The sequence below is a fragment of the Noviherbaspirillum saxi genome (genome assembly GCF_003591035.1).
Lineage (GTDB): Bacteria > Pseudomonadota > Gammaproteobacteria > Burkholderiales > Burkholderiaceae_D > Noviherbaspirillum > Noviherbaspirillum saxi.
On the sequence record NZ_QYUO01000003.1, the window covers coordinates 417,582 to 431,854 of the forward strand.

Below are 14,273 nucleotides of genomic sequence, written 5' to 3' on the forward strand. Positions count from 1 at the left end.
CGCAAACCGGGTCATAGCCCGAGATACGAACGGCGCACTCTTTCTCCTTGCAGCAGTTCGGGGCCGGAGCCGTCCGCCACGACCTGACCCTGCTCCAGAATGTAAGCGTGGTCGCATACGGAAAGCGCCTGCCGTACATTCTGTTCGACCAGCAGGACACCGGTTCCGGCGTCGCAGATCTGCCGCAGGATGCGAAACAGCTCAGTCACCATCTTCGGCGCCAGACCGAGCGAAGGCTCATCGAGCAGCATGCACTTCGGTTTGCCCATCAGCGCCCGTCCGACCGCAACCATTTGCTGCTCGCCGCCGCTCATGGTGCCGGCCAGCTGCTTTCTGCGTTCTGCCAGACGCGGAAACAGGGCAAGCACCTGATCCAGCAAAGCACGGCGTTCAGATTGTTTGAGCAGATAGCCGCCCAGTTCAAGGTTTTCTTCCACCGTCATCTGGGCAAACAGATGGCGCCCTTCGGGAACCAGCACCAAACCGTTCGCCACGCGCCTCGATACGCCAAGAGAATTGACTTGCGTGCCAGCCAGCGTAACGCTACCGCCGGAAATCGGGATGATTCCCACCAATGCCCGCATCAGCGTCGTCTTGCCCGCGCCGTTCGGGCCGACGACGACCGTCAGCTGTCGTTCCGGCACACGCACGCTGATATCGCGGATGATTTGAAGCCGGCCATAGCCGGCGCATAGTTGACTGGCTTGCAGCAGTGTCGTCATTGCGTGACCTCGTCGCCCAGATAGGCGCTGATGACCTTGGGATCTGCCGTGACTTCGGCCGGCGCGCCATCAGCGAGCAGTTGGCCGAAATGCAGGACCGCGACGCGGTCCACGGTCCGCATCAGGGTGCGTACCGCATGTTCGATCCAGACCACCGTTAATTGATACTGGTCTCGCAGTCGCAGGATAAGCCGTGCCACTTCGTCGACTTCGCCCTCGGTCAAGCCAGCAGCGACTTCATCGAGAAGCAACAGACGCGGCGCGGTGGCCAGCGCCATCGCGATTTCGAGCTGGCGTTGACGTGCCGGCGGCAATTCGCCCGCAAGTTCCTGTCGCAACGAACCGATATGTACTTCGTCAATGACCTCATCGATCAGGCTTGCATCTCCACCGCGATTGCCGAAAGTGAATGCAAAGCGCACATTGTCATGTACCGTCATGTCCGAAAACACGCGCGGCGTCTGGAACGTGCGGGCAACACCCGCCTTGCAAAATGCATCGGCGCTCTTTCCCTGAAACTCGGCACCGTCAATGCGCACCTTGCCGCTGGTAGGCAGATAGATACCGCTGACGGCATGAAAGAATGTGGTCTTTCCCGCGCCATTCGGACCAATAATGCCAAGGAACTCGCCGCGCTCGACCTTCATCGTGACCTCGGACAAGGCCTTGAGCCCGCCGAATTGCATGCCGAGATTTTCTACCGATAGCATAGGCTGTTGCGTCATGCCGTTCCCTTCTTTCCGGAGAATACCGTACGCCATTTGATGCTGGCGATACCATTCGGAATGAACAGCACGCATACGATCAACAGGACACCCAGCAAGATCAGGTAGGCATATGGCAGATTGAGTCGCAATGCATCCGACAGCAGGCTGAGTACCACTGCGGCGATAACCGGGCCACGCCATGTCGTCGCGCCGCCGACCATTGCGATCAGCACCGTCTGAAAACCGATCAAGGGATTAAAGGCGGAATGCGGATCGATATAGGTCCATCGCACCGCCATCGTCGCACCCACTGCGCCGGCGAACCAGGCGCTCAATGCAAATCCGATCAATTTGACGGTTTTGGGATTGACCCCAAAGGTAGCCGCTCGTTGCTCGTCCGCGCCGATGCCGCGCATCGCCAAGCCGAGCCTGGATACCGATACGAACTTGTACGTCACTACCGACAACAAGGCTAGCAGCAACATGGTCCAGTACAGCAGATTGTTGGACGGCACCTCGGTCAATACGCGCCCTACCGTCCCGAATAGGCTTTTTTCGGAATACGTGACCGAATGCCGCACCAACTCGCCCAAACCAAAGGTCAATACCGCAAAGTAGGTGCCGCGCAAATGCATGACCGCCGCACCGGCAATCAACGCAAACAGGGAGGCAACCAAACCGCCCGCGAAAATCAGCACCGGCCAGGGCAAATGCTGCATCGCCATGGCAGTCGTGTAAGTGCCCAAGCCGAACAATGCGGATGTCGCCAGCGACAGATAGCGTGTCGCCCCGCTGAACATGGACCAGCTCACCGCAAGCGCGGAATACATCATGCAGGTCATCGCGAGCGATAACCAGAAGTCGGACAGCACCCACGGACCGGCTGCGAGCAATACGCCAACGGCCCCGATCGACAATAAGAATTTTTTCATTTGGCGAACAGTCCTCTCGGCCGAGTCATCAGAATGATCACGAAGATGCCATAGCTCAGCAGCATCTTGAGCGAGGGATTGGTAAAGTGCGTGCCGAAGCTTTCCACCAGCCCGAGCAGCATTGCCGCCGCAAAGCTTCCGCCTATACTGCCAAGACCGCCGAGCGTGATGACAATGAGCGCCATCACCGTGTAGGACTCACCGATGGACGGCGATACTTCATAGATCATGCTCAACAATGCGCCGGCCAGACCGGCCATCGCGATGCCGAGTGCAAACACGAAGGGATGGAGCCGTTGTGTATCGATGCCGACCAGCCATGCTCCCAGCGGAGATTGCAGCATGCCGCGCACGGCCTTGCCGAGTAGCGTACGCTGCAGCAGCAGTATCAGCCCGACGCTGGCAACCATGGCGAGAAACAATACCAGCAGGCGGTTCTGCGTAACGATCACACCTGCATACTTGACCGGTTCGCTCATGAAGTCATAGCCGCGCAGATCGGCGCCCCAGATCAGCGACGCCATGTTCTGCAGGATAAACATCAGGCCAAAGCCGACGATCAGGCTGCGTTCTTCCACCTGGTCGAGCGATTTTGACGTGGCCGACAAACGCTTGAATACCAGCCTGTGGAGCATCAGGCCGCAGGCAAAACTGATCAATACGACCACCGGCAAAAACAGCAAGGGATTGATGCCGGTGGTCGTATGCAGCGTAAACATCAGAAACGCGCCTATCATCAGAAACTCGCCATGGGCTATGTTGAGTATCCGCATCAGGCCGTATTGCATGTTCAAGCCGATCGCAATGACGGCATAGATGCCGCCGATTACCAATCCGTTGACCACCAGATCGGCAAACAAGGAAAAATCCATTTTAGTTATCCGTGACGTGAACCCGCGATGCGATTATTTCCACGCCGGCTTGGCGACCAGCTTGGCCGTGGCGCGCTGTTCCGGCCAGACCACCTCAAATTCGCCACCCTGCCACTGGCCCACCGTGCCGGGAACGCTCGCATTCTCGCCACGTTCGAAACGAAGCTTGCCCAGGATCGTATTGAATTCATTGCTAGCGATGTGATCGCGCAAAGCCTTGCGTTCGAGACCGACCTTATCGACCGCCTGTTGCAGGATTTCCAGGCCGGCCCAGGCATGGCCGCTGGCCCAGCGATCGGGTTCCTTCTTCAGCTGCGCCGCATGGGCATCGAAATACGCTTTGGCTCCGGCAGACACCTTGGGATTCCACGAACCCATGCCAAGCACGCCTTCGGTATTCGCCGCGAGCCGCTGCTTATAGAGCGGAAATGCCGTGCCGACCGATGCATAAAAGAATTTCGGATTGAATTCGATTTCGCGCGCCTGCGTGGAAGCCAGAATCGTGTCGGGCGGATAGGTGATGCCGATGAAGGCATCGGGATTCATGCTCTTGATCGATTTGAGCACCGGCGACAAATCCTTCACGCCGAGCGGATAGCTCTTGCTTTCGACGATCTGGATATTCTTGCCGCGCAATGCCAGGCGCAATGACGCGATGTTTTCAATGCCGAACAAGTCATCCATATAGATGACGGCGACCGTCTTGACGTTGTTTGCCGCCAGCATGTCGGCCAGCGCGCCCATCATCTTGTCTGGCTGCTGCAGCAGCGAGAAATAATACGGCAGCTGCATATCGATCAGTTTGCGCGACAAGGCAGTCGGCGCCAGGAAGGGGTAACCGTAGCGATTGGCCAGCGGCGCGACCGCGAAGTTCATCGCCGAACCCCATGGCGGAAGAATCAGATCGACCTTGTCGCTGCCCATCAGCTTTTCATAGGTACGCACGGCGGTTTCGATTTCGCTGCGGTCGTCGTATCCGATCAATTCGATCTTGCGCTTCTGGCCCTTGACCGACAGGCCGCCGGCCGCATTGAGCTGTTGCGCCCATAGCAGATAATTCGGTTCCTGCGATACCTGTGCGCCGGACGCATAGGGACCGGTGCGCGACATCGTGTAACCAATGCGAACCGGCTTGTCGGCGGACTGCGCGAAGCCGATAGCCGGCGCGACCATGGCGACGCCGATTGCGGCGGCAAGCGTTCTGCGTTTGGCATTGAAATCCTGTTTCATCATGTCTCCTTCTTCTTATGAATGGGCGTGACCGTTGTTTGTTTTTTGCCGATCGTTCAGAACGGGTAAGCGTTGGCTTTGTCCTGGATCGTGATCCACTGCCATTGCGTGAACTCTTCCCAGTTCGCGGGCCCGCCGTGCCGCCCGCCATTGCCGGACGCGCCCGAACCGCCGAAAGGAATCCAGGGTTCGTCGCCTACGGTCTGATCGTTGATGTGCACCTTGCCGGTATTGACCCGGTGCGCGACATACATTGCCCGCTCGAGCGATTTCGTCAGAATGCCGCAGGAGAGTCCATACTCGGTCGCATTGTTGAGCGCAATGGCTTCATCCTCATTCTCGAATGTCACCACCGACGTGACCGGGCCGAACACTTCCTCGTCGAATGAACGCATGCCGGGCTTGACATCGGTGAGCACGGTGGGCCGGTAGAACAGGTTCTCGTACTTGCCGCCGGCGCGCAGGCTTGCGCCCGCCGCGACCGTATCCTTGACGATACCGTCGATGCGCTGCAACTGTTTCTGGTTGATCACGGGGCCGAGCGCGACTTGCCCGGTGGCTGGATTACCGACCGGCAGATGCTCTGCCTTGTCGGCAAGACGCTTGATGAATTCTTCGGCAATGCTTTTTTGCACCAATACCCGGCCGGTCGTCATGCAAATCTGGCCCTGATGCAGGTAGCTGCCCCAGGCAACGTTGGATGCGGCGATATCAAGATCGGCATCGTCGAAAACGATCATGGAATTCTTGCCGCCCAACTCCAATGTGACTTTCTTCAGATGACGGCTCGCCAGTTCGCCGACACGGCGGCCAGCCTGCGTCGAGCCGGTAAACGAAATCATTGCCACATTCGGATCGGTTACCAGCGCTTCGCCCGCGTCGACGCCGCCGGGCAAAATGAACAGGCAATCCTGCGGCAAGCCCGCTTCCAGCAGTGCCGCGGCCACTGCATAACCGCCGGCATAACTGGTTTGCGGATCCGGCTTCAGTACGACCGTATTCCCTACCGCAAGCGCGGGTGCGACGGCGCGGGTCGACAAGGCCATTGGTGCATTGAAAGGCGCGATCACACCGACCACGCCATGCGGAATACGGCGCCCTATGCTCATGCGTTGCATGGTGCTCGGCAACAGCAATCCATGCGGTTGTGTCAGCATGGCGGCCGCTTCGCGCAGCATGCCTTCGGCCAGGCCGAGTTCGAAATCGACCTTGGGCGGAACGCTGCCGGTCTCGCGCACGAAGCGCGGCTTGATGGTCTCGGCATTCGCGCGCAGGATGTCGGCGGCGCGACGCAGGATCGCGGCACGCTCTTCAAACGGTGTTGCGGCCCAGCGCGGCTGCGCTTTCTTTGCCAGCAGCGCCGCTTCCGCGATGTCTTGCGGATTGGCGATGGCGATGGTGTGCAGCGCTTCTCCGGTCGCAGGTTCAAGCACCTGGTGCACGCCGCCGCCGGTTGCGCGCCAGCCATTGAACAGCGCCTTGCCTTCCCAGATCGTTGTATCGGCAAAATTATTCGTCGTCATGTCGGTTCTCCTGAAGAACGGTGTAGGTGATAGGCCAGCGGGGTGTCAGCAAATCAGTCAAGCTTGATATTGGCTTGCTTGATGATCTGGTCCCACTTGCTGCGCTCGCTCTTGATGAAACGGTCAAATTCGGCGGGCGAATTACCGACCGCACGCGTACCCAGCGAAGCCAGCTTTTGCTCGACTTCCGGTTCATGCACGGCCTTGGCGGTTTCCTTGCTCAAGCGCTCGATGATGTCGGGCGGCGTTTTGGCCGGTGCGACGATGCCGAACCAGGAAAGCACTTCGGCATTGGCAATGCCGGCTTCAGTCGTGGTCGGAACATCGGGCATCTGCGCGAGGCGGCGCGGTCCTGCGATTGCAAGGGCGCGCAGTTTCCCGGATTTCATCTGATTGATGACCGAGGGTGGCGTTTCGATTGCGCCGGTGACTTGCCCTGCAACGATGCTATTCAGCGATTCCGCGCCGCTCTTGTATGGCACATGGGTGATCTTGATATTGGCTGCCCGCTGCAGCAATTCGAGACCGAGATGCGGGGTGGTGCCGTTCCCCGGCGAGCTGAAGAAGACCTTGCCTTCATTCTTCCTGGCGTAGGTAACGAATTCCGGCAAGGTCTTTGCCTCGACAGCTGAATTCACCACCAGCACCATCGGCATATCCGCCACCAGCGATACCGGAGCAAAGCTGTTGGCCGGATCGAAACTCAGTTTCGGGTAGAGACTGCCGTTGATGGTCAGAATACCTGCCGAAGTCATCAGCAAGGTATAACCGTCAGGCTCAGCTTTCGCTACGACGTCGGCTCCGATGTTGCCGCCTGCACCTGGACGATTTTCGACGATGACGGGCGTGCCGAGCGACTTGGATAATTTATCGCCGACCAGCCGGGCCATCACATCGGCGACGCCGCCCGGCGCGAAGGGTGCGATCAGCTTGATCGGCTTGGACGGATAGTTCTGGGCCGATGCGGGTGCAACGCTGAGACTGCCCAGCGCGAATGCCGCAAGCGTCAGGGCAGCTTTCAGTTTTGTTTTCATGCTTGTCTCCTATGGTAATTTGGCCGGATGCTTCTGCGCGAAGCTCCGGCTATGCAATCAGGCTACTTCAATTTCCACCAGCATCGGTCCGGGCGAGCGCAATGCGCTGACCAAGGTCTCGCGCAACGCATCCGCCCGATCAATACGTACCGCATCGCATCCCTGCCCTTTCGCCAGCGCGACAAAATCGATATCCGGCAAATCGGTGCCCTCCAGTCTGGCATCCGGCGCGAAACCGAATACCGTAGCGAACTCTTGCAGGGCCGCATAGCGACGATTCTTCAAGATCAGGATCGTCATCGGCAGCTTCAGCTGGGCCGCACTCCACAAGGCTTGGATCGAATACATGCTCGATCCATCGCCAATCAAGCCGATCACCCTGGACGACCGCTTCGCCATCGCGACGCCGACCGCGGCGGGCAAGCCATAGCCAAGACCCCCGCTGCACATCGTATAAAAAGTTTCGCTTTGCAGGATGGGCAGATATTTGTGCATCACCGGACGCGAGCTTGGCGCTTCTTCCACAATGATGTCGGCCGGATCGCGCGTTTCGGCAAGCGTTTGCAAGACATACGCCACCGACATGCGCTCTCCTGGCGATGGCGGATCGGCGCGCGGCTGTTCGCTGCGCAATACGGGTTGCGCACGCCGCTTCGGCTCGGGCCGCGCAAGCAAGTCTTCGACGCCCAACCGGATGCTGCCGACCGCCGAGGTGCCGGTCGGCGTCCATGCAGCAATGGCCGGATCATCGATCAACTGACCCAAGGTGGCACCGGCCGGGATGTGCGGCCCCTTGCCCTCGATGTGATAGGTGAAAGCCGGCGCGCCGATCGCGAAGATGAAATCATGGCCATCAAGCAGACCGACGATCTTCTCTCTCATCGCCGGCAAAAAACCGGCAAACAAAGGATGATCCTCCGGAAAACCGCAGCGGCCAGACATGGGGGCGACAAAGACGCGGGCATTGTGCCGCTCCGCCAGGCTTACTACCGCGTTCCAGGCATCGCCCCGGTCCACCGCCGCGCCGACGACAAAGGCAGGCCGTTCGCTCGCATCCAGCGCGTCGCCGATCGTATTCAATACCGAAGGTTCGGGCCGGTAGCCGCTGCTCACGAGACGTGGCTCCACCGGTGCGGCAGGCCGGTCCCAGTCGTCCGCGGGAATCGATACCAGCACCGGCCCGCGCGGCTCTTGCATCGCGATGTAATAGGCCCGGGCAATCGCCAGCGGAACGTCTTCCGCGCGAGCGGGTTCGCAACTCCATTTGACGTAGGGCTTGGGCAGTTCGGTTGCCTGACCCGAAAACAGGAAGGGATCGAACGGCAGAATGGCCCTGGCCTGCTGACCTGCGGTAATGACCATCGGCGTGCGGTTTTTGTGCGCGGTGAAGATATTGCCCATTGCGTGGCCGACGCCGGCGGCGGAATGGAGATTGACAAAGGAAGCATTACGCGTGGCCTGCGCATAACCGTCCGCCATGCCGACGACAACCGATTCCTGCAGCCCAAGCACATAGCGAAAATCTTCCGGAAAATCCAGAAACAGTGGCAACTCGGTCGAACCCGGATTGCCAAAGATCGACGTCATGCCCAGTTTACGTAGCAGGTCGATCACCACGTCGCGTACGGTCGCGGCAGGTTGGATTGCAGGCTTGCTCTCTTCCATGGTGTTGCTTAACGACATTAACCCTCTCCTGAATCAATAAACGGCAGATATTGGCCTACCTGCGCGTTAAACCAAGCCAGCAGTATTAACAATTTTTCCTTGCCTTAGAATTGATTTTTTCGCCGCAAGTCATTACATTTCGTTATGACTTTCGACGGACGACAACTTGCTGCCTTTCTCGCCATAGTCCAGCACGGTAGCTTGGGCCGTGCGGCCGAGGAATTGCACATCACCCAACCGGGCTTGAGCCGGACCATCAAGCGGCTGGAAGAACAGCTGGGTGCACCGCTGTTCGAGCGCAATTCCAAGGGCATGCTGCTCACGCCGATCGGCGAAGCGCTGCTGCCGCGAGCCACGCTGCTCCAGCAGGAATCCGCGCATGCGATAGAAGAAATCAATGCCATGCGGGGTCTTGCAAAAGGCACCATCAAGGTGGGATCGATCGGCAGCGTCGCGAGCCATATCCTGCCCATGGCGATCGACCGCGTGCTCAATCGCTGGCCCAACCTGCGGGTGTATGTGATTGAAGGCGTGTGGGACAGGCTGGCCGAAGGCTTGAACAAGCACGAAATCGACATTGCGCTGGGCGTGGCAATGGAGGACAGCGATGACATCGTCGCCATCGCGGACTGCCGCTGGGAAGACAACAGCTACATCGTCGCGTCGCCGGCCCATCCTTTACACGCGCAAACGACTGTCAGCCTGGCGGATACCCTGCATCATCGCTGGGCCACCATGCCGCGCGGGACGGCGCCGTTCAATCACATGCGCGATATTTTTCGGGCGCATGGCATCACACCGCCCAATGTCGTGGTCGAAACGCGTTCCGTGGTCATGCTCAAGAGCCTGGTCAGCGAAGCGGGATTTCTCAGCTGGATGTCGGGGACAATGTATGAAGCGGAAAGCAAGGCCGGGCTGATCGAAGCCCTGCCGATCAAGAATATCAAAGCAACACGGAGTCTGACCGCGTTCCGGCGCCGCAAAGGGATTCTTCCGAAACCGGCGGTGAAGTTGATTGAGGAGTTGCGCTTGATTGCGGCCGGTGGGTAGTGTCGTTCACGCCTGTGAGACCATTGCGCATGCCGCCAGAAGTTCTCCCGGCGTCATCCCCATCTGTTCGCGAAAGGCGGCGATGAACGCAGACATGCTCTCATAGCCGCACGCCAGCGCCACGTCCGTCACGCGGTCTCCCCGCTCAAGCAGCGGCAAGGCACTCAGTATGCGTGCACGCTGTCGCCACAGTCTGAAGCTGAGGCCGGTCTGCTGCCGGAACAAGCGGCTCAGCGTTCTTTCGGAAAGATGAAGCCGCGCGCCATAATCGGCGAGGCTCGCGCCGCCGTCCGGCTTCGCGTTCATTTCCGTGCATATGTGCCGAAGACGCGCATCCTGGGGCCAGGGCAGTGACAAACCCAGCTCCGGTGCGCAAGCGAGCTGATCCAGCAACACCTGCACCAGCCTGCCTTCCGTTCCCTGTTCGTCATATTCCGCCGGAAATTCACTAAACGTGCGAATCAGTTCACGCGTCAACGGCGTCACTGCCAACACGCGGCATTCGGAAGCATGACGTGGCACGGCAGCCGATTCGATATAAAGGCTTCTGATTTCCGTATGCGGCGCACACCGTACCGCATGCGGCACCCTGGCAGGAATCCAGATTGCCCGAAGCGGAGGAGCCACAAATCGCCCGGTCGACGTTACCACTTCGATCACACCGTGCAGCGCATAGGACAACTGCACCCAGGAATGCGTATGCCGATGCCCGATGGGGCGATTCGGCAACCCGCGGATATGTCCGTAGACGGGACGCGGCAAGGTTCGCAGTGAGTTCAGCTCTGACTGCGGTGCCGTGAAAATGTCCGATGGGCGATGTTTCATATCCGTTTAGCGACAAACCTCATGAAAGCAACACGGTAATGTATCTCCAATCAGCCTGCAAGCAAGTCCGTTGACAAGCTCGCCGTGTTGTTGATGTTCAGTTATCAGCAAGCCGGCGGAATACAAATCATCTCTGGACCAATAACATGATGCGAGATGTCGAGATTCTCCCCGTGCACGCCAGGAACCCGGTCGAAAGCCTGTTCTTGCATCATCGACATATCCAGGCCATCAGGACAGCGAAACGTCCAGTCTTGTTGACGGATTCCGAACGCAGTCATGCTTATCGGAAAATCTTGGTCCCCGTCGACTTTACCGAAACAGCAAAAACGGCGGCGCAATTTGTGCTGGATTGCTATCCCTATGCGCAAATGGTTTTTCTTCATGCCTTGCCTGTCACTGACTACAAACTGCATGACGCTGATCTGCGATCAAAAGCTGCCCTTCCCTGCAAGGTTCAGGCATGGCAGTCCTCAAGAGAAAACTTGCGTCGCTTTATCGACGAACTCAATCCCGGTCAACAGTTGCTGTCGGGCGTAGTGCATTCCGGATCTTCGCTCACTGTCATCAGCGATTATGCGGTGCGGATGCGAGCCGATCTGATCGTTATTGGCATTGAAAGATCTTCCTGGATCGAAGCCCTTGTTCTGGGAAGCGCCGCATGGCGTCTTGCGAAAACCTTGGATACCGATGTGCTGGCCGTGCCCGCTTGCTACCGTCGGCACAACTCGGCAATATCTAAGCAAGCTGTACCAATGTTGAAGAATTCCACCTGTTTTTCGTCTGGCCGCTAAGGAATGTGTACGGAATAAGTTACCGATTTGGACGCGTCCGACGGGATGCGCTGCAAGGGGCCCGCCGAGGGGCGCGAGAAGGAGTCATAGCGAGCTATGGCGACGCCGAGCAACGCTGCAGCGCGCCCGTCAGACGTGAACCAAATCGGGAAATTATTTCGTACACATTCCTTAATACCAATCCCAACCCATAGCGTGACCAATGAAATCGATGGATTTTTTTGACTGGCAAGGCGCAGGAGGAATCGAGCGGTCGAGTTGACGAAATATCTGAAGTGTATATACTCGACTCAAACAAACCTCCCGTCATCCAAGCAATCCCGTGAACAAGATCTGCATCCTCGCGAATCGCAACTGTTCCTCCCTGGTTAAGGGAGTGTCGGCTATTGCTGGATCGATCACCCGCATTCGTCTTCAGGACCGTTCATCGTATGGCTATTCTGCCCTGAATATCTGTCGTGTCCAGTTGTCCAACCGAGACCTCGCCTGCCTTTCTTAGGCTCGGTGAGGCCAGGAAGAACCTAGCCGTTCTCTCCATCCTCCCGAGCCACGCTCTCCCGAGATTTGAATGACTTGCCGGTGCGCTGCTGCGCCTGACAAGCCTTGTCTTTTTCCATTACCGGCCATGCCTTCATCATCGGCCGAGGGGAATCTTTTGCCATGAGAACCGAACGCGTGTTGGCCGGCATTGCCGCAGTACCCATTCCTTATGGTTGTGTGCAGCACGTTGAAATTGTCGATGTGCGTGCCGCAATCCGTTGAAGTTCCAACGCATCTGGACGCAACTCCATATCAATGCATTTGCTATTGGAATCACAATAATGAAACCATCTATCACCGTATCACTGCACGACCTGGAACGCCTTGAATTATTATTGGATACGCTGCCTTCCACAGCCGGGGAAAGCAAACGTGCACTACTCGATGAACTGACCCGGGCGCACATCGTCGAATCCACGGACATTCCTTCTTCAGTAGTGGCGATGCATTCCAAAGTGCGCTTCGACATCGCGGCCACAAGAGAAGAATTTTGCCTGACGCTTGTATATCCGAAAGAAACACACACCGCGCCTGACACCATTTCAGTCCTCACGCCGATCGGCACTGCGCTATTGGGCATGTCCGTCGGAAGCAGTATTGAGTGGCCGCGACGCGACGGCCAAATGCTGACGCTCAAGGTACTGGAGATCATTTCCCGTTCCGAGCGGGAGGAAGAAAATAAGCGTTGATGGTCAACCATGAAGCACTAAACTTGTCATGATGAATACAAATACTTTTGCATATCGAGCGATTGAAATCAGCGATATACCCGACATCCTCCATATTCAGGCGGAAAACTACCCCATATCGATGCAAGAAGATGAAGGTATTGTCAGAAGCCGGATTCTTGCCGCACCGGATACCTCGCTGCTCGTGCTCGACCATCATGGCGTCTGCGGATATCTATTCGCCTATCCATCATTATTGGGGCGTGTGGCCGCCCTCAATCGGCCATTCGTCATTGCCAGGAAAGCCGACACCCTGTATCTGCATGATTTAGCCATCTCCAGGCGGGTCACCGGGGCGGGATTGGGAAAATCATTGGTCAGCGTGGCAACCGAGCTGGGCAAAATGAAAGGGTTTACCTATTCCTCTTTGATGTCGGTGCAGGATTCGCTTGGATTCTGGAAAAAGCTTGGATATCAGGTACGACCTTCGATTGACCATGCTTCTACTGCGGCCCTGCATTCCTATCCGGACAATGCGGTCTATATGGTGAAGCCGTTGGTTGTCTAAACTTGGCGTTGAGGATGTGCAAAAAGTCATACAGATCAATTACGGCTACGTCACGACGGCCGTGCCCGGACACTTACACATAGGCGTTAAACGCATCCGCTTCCGCGTCAATACGGCTCAGACCTGACCCAATACTGTTCCTGACCATTGAATTTTTCAAGGGCTTGAGAAGCCGGCTTGAACCGGATGAACAGTGAGTCATCACGTTTCAAGGGGACGGGGACAGACCACTATTAAGCTTTCGAAAACCGTGGTCTGCCCCTCTATTACGGGCTGCGCCTGCTGGGGCTTGCAGGAACCGGGAGCGGGTAAAACGACTTTGCCCAACTCAGCGATGAGTCAGTCAGACCGCGACTTTTTCAGCGCGTTTCTCGACAAAATCGCTTAATCGGCTTTGCACTTCGTCGCCGGTCTGCACCAAGGCGGCAATCAACGACTCGGTGAACAAGCCGTCCGTGGCGGACATGTCCCACACTTTGTTGATCCCCGACACAATCGCGTAGTTCGACAATGGCGCATTGGTCGCAATCTTTTGTGCCAGCGCGATGGCTTTTGCCAGCGCGCCGCCGGTCGGCGTGAGGTAATGCAGCAGACCGGTGCGCAGGCCTTCTTCGCAATCCATGACGCGGCCAGTGAGCATCATTTCGATCATGCGGTTCGGCGTGATGATGCGCGCCGTGCGGACTGTCGCGCCACCGCCGGTAAAGATGCCGCGCTGTCCTTCCGGCAGCGCGAAATAGGATGTCTGGTCGCCGACCCGGATATGGGCTGCCGTGGCAAGCTCAAGTCCGCCGCCGACCACGGCACCCTGTAACGCGGCGATCACCGGAATGCCGCCATGCTGGATACGGTCGAAGGCGCGGTGCCATCCCTGGCACACACGCATGAATTCAGCCGCTGATCGCGCCTTGACGTAATGCTCTTTCAAATCCAGCCCGGCGCAGAAGTGCGAACCCTGTGCTGCCAGCACGATCGCGCGGACCTGTTTTGGTACGGATGAAAAATAGTGTTCGATCTCGGCCACGGCTGCTTCGTCCAAGGCATTGCGCCTGTCTGGACGGTTCAGCGTGACGACGGCAATCGGGCCTTCCATTTTCAATTCGAGAGACGAATAGTTCATGAGCGCTCCATGCGTAAGCAAAC

The 14,273-nt window shown here is 57.8% G+C and carries 14 protein-coding genes; 4 read left to right on the forward strand and 10 right to left on the reverse strand.

Annotation, left to right across the window (positions count from 1 at the left end; all coding sequences use genetic code 11):
- Window positions 1-11: 11 nt before the first annotated feature.
- The 8 genes from D3871_RS25050 to mdlC are packed head-to-tail and all read right to left on the reverse strand — an operon-like array spanning window position 12 to window position 8,685.
- Window positions 12-722: an ABC transporter ATP-binding protein gene (locus D3871_RS25050; RefSeq protein WP_119771836.1), complete on the reverse strand. Its 711-nt coding sequence runs from the start codon at window positions 720-722 to the stop codon at window positions 12-14.
- Complete coding sequence (locus tag D3871_RS25055; protein ID WP_233575811.1) at window positions 719-1,447, reverse strand: ABC transporter ATP-binding protein; 729 nt, start codon at window positions 1,445-1,447, stop codon at window positions 719-721. Before D3871_RS25055 ends, D3871_RS25050 begins: the two co-directional genes overlap by 4 nt.
- Window positions 1,444-2,361, reverse strand: coding sequence for a branched-chain amino acid ABC transporter permease (locus D3871_RS25060; RefSeq protein ID WP_119771837.1), 918 nt, complete (start codon window positions 2,359-2,361; stop codon window positions 1,444-1,446). The genes D3871_RS25055 and D3871_RS25060 overlap by 4 nt, the downstream gene beginning before the upstream one ends.
- Window positions 2,358-3,233, reverse strand: a complete 876-nt coding sequence (locus D3871_RS25065) for a branched-chain amino acid ABC transporter permease (RefSeq protein ID WP_119771838.1) — start codon at window positions 3,231-3,233, stop codon at window positions 2,358-2,360. Before D3871_RS25065 ends, D3871_RS25060 begins: the two co-directional genes overlap by 4 nt.
- Window positions 3,234-3,266: 33 nt before the next feature.
- Window positions 3,267-4,466 (reverse strand): amino acid ABC transporter substrate-binding protein, encoded by a 1,200-nt coding sequence (locus D3871_RS25070; RefSeq protein ID WP_119771839.1) that lies wholly within the window; start codon window positions 4,464-4,466, stop codon window positions 3,267-3,269.
- 53 nt (window positions 4,467-4,519) lie between these two features.
- Window positions 4,520-5,986: a benzaldehyde dehydrogenase gene (locus tag D3871_RS25075; protein ID WP_119771840.1), complete on the reverse strand. Its 1,467-nt coding sequence runs from the start codon at window positions 5,984-5,986 to the stop codon at window positions 4,520-4,522.
- A 53-nt stretch (window positions 5,987-6,039) separates the two neighbouring features.
- Window positions 6,040-7,020 carry a Bug family tripartite tricarboxylate transporter substrate binding protein gene (locus tag D3871_RS25080; RefSeq protein ID WP_119771841.1) on the reverse strand — a complete coding sequence of 327 codons (981 nt, stop codon included), beginning with the start codon at window positions 7,018-7,020 and terminating at the stop codon, window positions 6,040-6,042.
- Between the two features lie 57 nt (window positions 7,021-7,077).
- Window positions 7,078-8,685, reverse strand: coding sequence for a benzoylformate decarboxylase (gene mdlC / locus D3871_RS25085; protein WP_119772766.1), 1,608 nt, complete (start codon window positions 8,683-8,685; stop codon window positions 7,078-7,080).
- Window positions 8,686-8,829: 144 nt separating this feature from the next.
- Between mdlC and D3871_RS25090 the strand changes: the two genes are divergently transcribed.
- The gene (locus tag D3871_RS25090) at window positions 8,830-9,735 is read left to right on the forward strand and encodes a LysR family transcriptional regulator (RefSeq protein WP_119771842.1); all 906 of its coding nucleotides are present in this window, start codon (window positions 8,830-8,832) and stop codon (window positions 9,733-9,735) included.
- A gap of 6 nt (window positions 9,736-9,741) precedes the next feature.
- Here D3871_RS25090 and D3871_RS25095 read toward each other — a convergent pair whose 3' ends face one another.
- A complete protein-coding gene (locus D3871_RS25095; protein ID WP_119771843.1) occupies window positions 9,742-10,560 on the reverse strand; it encodes an AraC family transcriptional regulator in 819 nt (272 codons plus the stop codon).
- A 146-nt stretch (window positions 10,561-10,706) separates the two neighbouring features.
- On the opposite strand from D3871_RS25095, the gene D3871_RS25100 reads away from it, so the two are divergent.
- The 3 genes from D3871_RS25100 (at window position 10,707) to D3871_RS25110 (ending at window position 13,130) form a co-directional block, all read left to right on the forward strand.
- Window positions 10,707-11,354 (forward strand): universal stress protein, encoded by a 648-nt coding sequence (locus D3871_RS25100; RefSeq protein WP_119771844.1) that lies wholly within the window; start codon window positions 10,707-10,709, stop codon window positions 11,352-11,354.
- Window positions 11,355-12,175: 821 nt separating this feature from the next.
- Window positions 12,176-12,583: a nucleoside diphosphate kinase regulator gene (rnk, locus tag D3871_RS25105; RefSeq protein WP_119772768.1), complete on the forward strand. Its 408-nt coding sequence runs from the start codon at window positions 12,176-12,178 to the stop codon at window positions 12,581-12,583.
- A 28-nt stretch (window positions 12,584-12,611) separates the two neighbouring features.
- Window positions 12,612-13,130, forward strand: a complete 519-nt coding sequence (locus tag D3871_RS25110; RefSeq protein ID WP_119771845.1) for a GNAT family N-acetyltransferase — start codon at window positions 12,612-12,614, stop codon at window positions 13,128-13,130.
- Window positions 13,131-13,473: 343 nt separating this feature from the next.
- On the opposite strand, the gene D3871_RS25115 is transcribed toward D3871_RS25110, so the two are convergent.
- Entirely contained in the window at window positions 13,474-14,250 is a 777-nt protein-coding gene (locus tag D3871_RS25115; RefSeq protein WP_119771846.1) for a crotonase/enoyl-CoA hydratase family protein, read from the reverse strand.
- Between the last annotated feature and the right edge of the window lie 23 nt (window positions 14,251-14,273).

Coding starts and splice junctions, on each gene's coding strand:
- D3871_RS25060 (WP_119771837.1), bottom strand. CDS start 2,361: ATGAAAAAATTCTTATTGTCGATCGGGGCCGTTGGCGTATTGCTCGCA.
- D3871_RS25095 (WP_119771843.1), bottom strand. CDS start 10,560: ATGAAACATCGCCCATCGGACATTTTCACGGCACCGCAGTCAGAGCTG.
- D3871_RS25050 (WP_119771836.1), bottom strand. CDS start 722: ATGACGACACTGCTGCAAGCCAGTCAACTATGCGCCGGCTATGGCCGG.
- D3871_RS25080 (WP_119771841.1), bottom strand. CDS start 7,020: ATGAAAACAAAACTGAAAGCTGCCCTGACGCTTGCGGCATTCGCGCTG.
- D3871_RS25110 (WP_119771845.1), top strand. CDS start 12,612: ATGATGAATACAAATACTTTTGCATATCGAGCGATTGAAATCAGCGAT.
- rnk (WP_119772768.1), top strand. CDS start 12,176: ATGAAACCATCTATCACCGTATCACTGCACGACCTGGAACGCCTTGAA.
- D3871_RS25055 (WP_233575811.1), bottom strand. CDS start 1,447: ATGACGCAACAGCCTATGCTATCGGTAGAAAATCTCGGCATGCAATTC.
- D3871_RS25090 (WP_119771842.1), top strand. CDS start 8,830: ATGACTTTCGACGGACGACAACTTGCTGCCTTTCTCGCCATAGTCCAG.
- D3871_RS25065 (WP_119771838.1), bottom strand. CDS start 3,233: ATGGATTTTTCCTTGTTTGCCGATCTGGTGGTCAACGGATTGGTAATC.
- mdlC (WP_119772766.1), bottom strand. CDS start 8,685: ATGGAAGAGAGCAAGCCTGCAATCCAACCTGCCGCGACCGTACGCGAC.
- D3871_RS25075 (WP_119771840.1), bottom strand. CDS start 5,986: ATGACGACGAATAATTTTGCCGATACAACGATCTGGGAAGGCAAGGCG.
- D3871_RS25100 (WP_119771844.1), top strand. CDS start 10,707: ATGATGCGAGATGTCGAGATTCTCCCCGTGCACGCCAGGAACCCGGTC.
- D3871_RS25070 (WP_119771839.1), bottom strand. CDS start 4,466: ATGATGAAACAGGATTTCAATGCCAAACGCAGAACGCTTGCCGCCGCA.
- D3871_RS25115 (WP_119771846.1), bottom strand. CDS start 14,250: ATGAACTATTCGTCTCTCGAATTGAAAATGGAAGGCCCGATTGCCGTC.